5 protein-coding genes are annotated in these 4111 nt (G+C 64.3%); all 5 read left to right on the top strand.

Annotated elements, in window-relative coordinates; genetic code table 11:
* Positions 1-113: 113 nt before the first annotated feature.
* The 5 genes from gspI to ABWQ00_RS15595 are packed head-to-tail and all read left to right on the top strand — an operon-like array spanning position 114 to position 4077.
* Positions 114-488 carry a type II secretion system minor pseudopilin GspI gene (gspI, locus tag ABWQ00_RS15615; protein WP_353239577.1) on the top strand — a complete coding sequence of 125 codons (375 nt, stop codon included), beginning with the start codon at positions 114-116 and terminating at the stop codon, positions 486-488.
* On the top strand, positions 488-1258 hold the full coding sequence (locus ABWQ00_RS15610) for a PulJ/GspJ family protein (RefSeq protein WP_353239576.1): 771 nt from the start codon (positions 488-490) through the stop codon (positions 1256-1258). Before gspI ends, ABWQ00_RS15610 begins: the two co-directional genes overlap by 1 nt.
* Positions 1255-2283: a type II secretion system minor pseudopilin GspK gene (gspK, locus tag ABWQ00_RS15605; protein ID WP_353239575.1), complete on the top strand. Its 1029-nt coding sequence runs from the start codon at positions 1255-1257 to the stop codon at positions 2281-2283. The genes ABWQ00_RS15610 and gspK overlap by 4 nt, the downstream gene beginning before the upstream one ends.
* Before the next feature lie 7 nt (positions 2284-2290).
* The gene (gene gspL / locus ABWQ00_RS15600) at positions 2291-3544 is read left to right on the top strand and encodes a type II secretion system protein GspL (RefSeq protein ID WP_353239574.1); all 1254 of its coding nucleotides are present in this window, start codon (positions 2291-2293) and stop codon (positions 3542-3544) included.
* Positions 3541-4077, top strand: a complete 537-nt coding sequence (locus tag ABWQ00_RS15595; RefSeq protein WP_353239573.1) for a type II secretion system protein M — start codon at positions 3541-3543, stop codon at positions 4075-4077. Before gspL ends, ABWQ00_RS15595 begins: the two co-directional genes overlap by 4 nt.
* Positions 4078-4111 lie beyond the last annotated feature (34 nt).

Raw genomic sequence — 4111 nt, 5'->3', positions numbered from 1 at the left:
CAGGCTTTGGCGCTGTCCAACGCCAACTCGCCCGGCAAAAGTTTGTGGGTGGTGACCGACGGTTTGCGGCCGTTCAGGGTGCAAAGCACACCGGACACCCCAGGGGCCAGGCCGTGAGAACGCTTCAAGTGGCCAAGCTATCCCGTGGTTTCACCTTGATCGAGGTCTTGGTGGCTTTGGGCATCACCGCGGTGGCGCTCATGGCGGGTTTGCAGGCCACCGGCTCGCTCAGCCGCAACGCCGAGCGGCAGACCGTGAGCATGCTGGGCCAAATTTGCGCCGAAAACGAACTGATTGCCCTGCGCTTGCGCCGCCAGTTGCCCGACACCGGCAACCGCAGCGTGGACTGCACGCAAGCGGGGCGTTTGTTGCAGGTTGAGGTCTCTGTGCGGCCCACGCCCAACCCCAATTTCAGGCGGGTCGATGCGCGTGTGCTCGAGCAAGGCAGTTATGTGCTGCAGCTGTCCACCGTGATGGGGCGGCAATGATGAACCCCAGAACAAAGCGCAGCGTTCAAGGCTTCACCCTGATCGAGGTCTTGGTGGCGATCAGCGTGATGGCCTTGATGAGCCTGATGGTCTGGCGCGGCTTGGACGGCATGCTGCGCACACAAAGCAGCCTGCAAACCCGAGCAGACGAGGTGCGCACTTTGCAAGCCGGCTTGGCCCAGTGGCAAACCGATTTGGACCAATTGGCCGAATTGCCCGGCACTCCCAGCTGGGACTGGGATGGCCGGGTGCTGCGCCTGACGCGGCGCAGCGCCGACTCCCCCGCCAACACCACCGCCAACACAGCAACCAACACCCTCTCCAGCACCGGCCCCAACAGCCCCGGGGCCAGTGTGCGGGTGGTCGCTTGGACATGGCGCACCGACCCAGGCCGCCCAGGCGGGGGCGATTGGCTGCGTTGGCAGTCCGGCCCATTGAGCCAACGCCAAGACTGGCAAACCGCCTGGAACACCGCCCAGCAATGGAGCCAAACCCCCAGCGACAGCACGCGCGCAGCGCAAGTGCAGATTCACCCCCTGTCGGGTTGGCAGTTGTTTGTGCACCGGGGCGGCAGCTGGACCAACCCTTTGTCCAGCGATGTGGTGACCCCGAACCCTGCACAAGCGGGCAACCCGGCCGGGCGCAACAACCCCGGCCAAGCCACACCCGACGGCGTGCGGCTGGTGCTGAGCCTGCCGCCGGGGGCAGCAGGCGCCGGCACGCTCAGCATGGACTGGGTACGCCCCACTTTGTCAGGCGCGCCATCATGAGCCGCCGTGCAACACAAAGGGGGGCCGCCTTGCTCACGGCCATGCTGGCCGTGGCATTGGTGACCACTTTGGCCAGTGCGGCCTTGTGGCAACAGTGGCGGCAAGTGGAGATCGAGACCGCCGAGCGCGGACGCAGCCAAACCAGCCTGATGATGACCGGCGCCATGGACTGGACGCGTTTGATCCTGCGCGAAGACGGCCTATCGGCCCAAGGCGCAGAGGCAGACCATTTGGGCGAACCGTGGGCCTTGCCAGTGCAAGAGTCCAAGCTGTCGACCTTTTTGTCGCAAGACCAACAATGGCGCGAAGGCGATGCCGAAGTGTTTTTGTCGGGGCAGATCACCGATGCCCAATCGCGCATGAATGTGATGAACCTGCTGGACAACGGGCAGGTCTCGCCCAAGGCCTTGGCCCGGTTTGCCGTGCTGTTTGAGCGCCTGAACTTGCCCTTGGCCGAGCTGCAAACCATGGCCCAACAACTGCAGCGCAGCCAACAAAGCATCGCACCGTCTGCCGCAGGCAGCGCCGTACCTGAGGGGGCAGCGTCTGTTTCGGCTTCGTCCTCTGCTTCGGTTTCTGCCTCTTTTGCGGGGCCTTTGATGCCGCAGCAAACCGCCCAGCTGGTTTGGCTGGGCTTGAGCCCCGCCAGCCTGGCAGCCTTGCAGCCGCACATCACGCTGCTGCCCGAGGCCACGCCTGTCAACTTGAACACCGCCTCGGCCGAGGTGTTGTCGGCATCCATCGCGGGGCTGGACTTGGCCTCTGCACGGCAACTGGTGCAGCAGCGCCAGCGCGGCCCCTGGACCAGCCTGAATGCCGCCCAGCAAGCCATGGGCACATCGGGTCGCCTGCTGGATGAGCAGCAGCACAGCGTGCGCAGCCGCTATTTCGAGGTGCATGGCCGCATGCGCATTGACAACGTGGTGCAGCAAGAATTGGCTTTGGTGCGCCGAGAGGGCGGCCAAGTGCGCATGCTCTGGCGCATTCAAAGCCCGATGACGCGTCACACTGCCCCTCTACAATGATTCGGACATGCGCACCCTGATCGTCCAACTGCCCACCGACTTGCCGCACCCCGCCATGGCTTACCCCCATGCCGTGGTGGGGGACGAGCCCATGGCGCAGGCGGTCAAACTGCAATGGGCGGCCAGCAGTTTGTTGCCCCGCCCTGCTTCGCCTGCCGAGACTGTGGCCCTGGTGCCTGCAGCTGCATTGTCTTGGCACCGGGTGGAGTTGCCCGCTGGCTTGCACAAGCAGCCCGCACGCTGGCAAGCAGCATTGCAAGGTTTGCTGGAAGACCGGCTGCTGGACGACCCCAACCAATTGCACTTGGCTTTGCAGCCCGACTGGCAAAACTTGGCGCGCCCCTGGGTGGCGGTGTGCGACCGCGCTTGGCTGAGCGCCCACCTGCAGGCACTGGAGCAAGCGGGCTTGCAGGTACACCGCATCGTGCCCGAACTGCACCCGCCATCAGACACAGCGCCCACCCGCATCACCGCTTTGGGCGATGCCGACAACGCTTGGCTTTGGGTCAGCCACGCCGAACGCGGCGTCTGGGGGCAGACATTCAACACGGACACGCCCCATCTGGCGGCCTTGGGTTTGAGCGATGAAGAGCGCGCATTGGCCGTGACTCAGGCCGAACCCGGTGTGGTGCAAGCGCTGAGTGATCGGATGGACTTGCCCGCCCGCCTGATGGCACCCGGCCAACATTGGCTGGACGCCATCGGCTCGGATTGGGACTTGGCCCAGTTTGAACTGCGGGCCAATGCGCAGACCCGGCGGCTCAAACAGCTGCAACGCGGTCTGGACAGCGTGTGGCGCAGCCCCGCTTGGCGTCCGGCTCGCTGGGGCTTGATGCTCTTGGTGGCGACCCAGTTGCTGGGGCTCAATGCCTGGGCCTGGAAAACACGCGCCGACTGGCAAACCCAGCAACAGGGATGGACCCAAATCTTGCGCGAGACCTTTCCGCAAACCCAAGTGGTGGTCGATGCGCCTTTGCAAATGGCCCAGCAAGTTGAACGCCTGCGCCAAGGCTCGGGCCAACTCGGCGCGGGCGACCTGGAAACCCTGTTGGCGGCCTTAGGCCAGGCCTTGCCAGCCGACTTAGCAGCGCCCAAGCAATGGACATACCAAACCGGTCAATTGCGCGTGCAAGACTTCAAACCCTCGGCCTCGCAGCAGCAAAGCCTGCAACAAAGCCTGAGCACCCAAGGCTACCAATGGCGTGCCGAAGGCGATGCCTGGCTCTTGCAGGTGAACACCCCAGCGGAGGCCAAGCCATGAGCCCCAATACCCCATGGCAAGCGGCGCAAAAAAGCGCATCCCAAGCTTGGCGGCAGGCGTGGGATGCACGCAGCCCCCGCGAACAAACCTTGCTGCGCGCAGCGGCCTTCTTGCTGGCGGTGGTGGTGGTGTGGCAATGGGCTTGGGCCCCAGCATGGCGCACTTGGCAAGAGGCCCCCGCACGCCAAGCCGCACTCGACGGCCAAACCCAACGCATGCTGCAGTGGCAAGCGCAAGCCAAAGGCCTGCAAAAACCATCAACCGTTTCGCGCGCCGAAGCGACGCAATGGCTGGAAAAAAACCTGTCTGATTTGGGGCCCAATGCCAAGCTCAGCCTCACGGGCGATGACGTCACCTTGCGTGTCGAAGCCGCTCCGGCATTGGCCATGGCCCGCTGGCTGAGCCAAGCGCGTGAGCACGCCCAAACCTGGCCCCACCAAGCACAAATGCAACAGGCTCAAATGCAACAGGCCAACAGCCCTTTGCCCAATGAAGTGCTCTGGCAAGGCACTTTGGTGCTGCGCTTGCCCTGATCACCATGCCCATACGCCTGCGCTCCTCTACCTC

Origin of the sequence: Limnohabitans sp. (assembly GCF_040400975.1) — a bacterium.
Classification (GTDB): domain Bacteria; phylum Pseudomonadota; class Gammaproteobacteria; order Burkholderiales; family Burkholderiaceae_C; genus Limnohabitans_A.
This window is presented reverse-complemented; position numbering and strand designations above follow the sequence as displayed.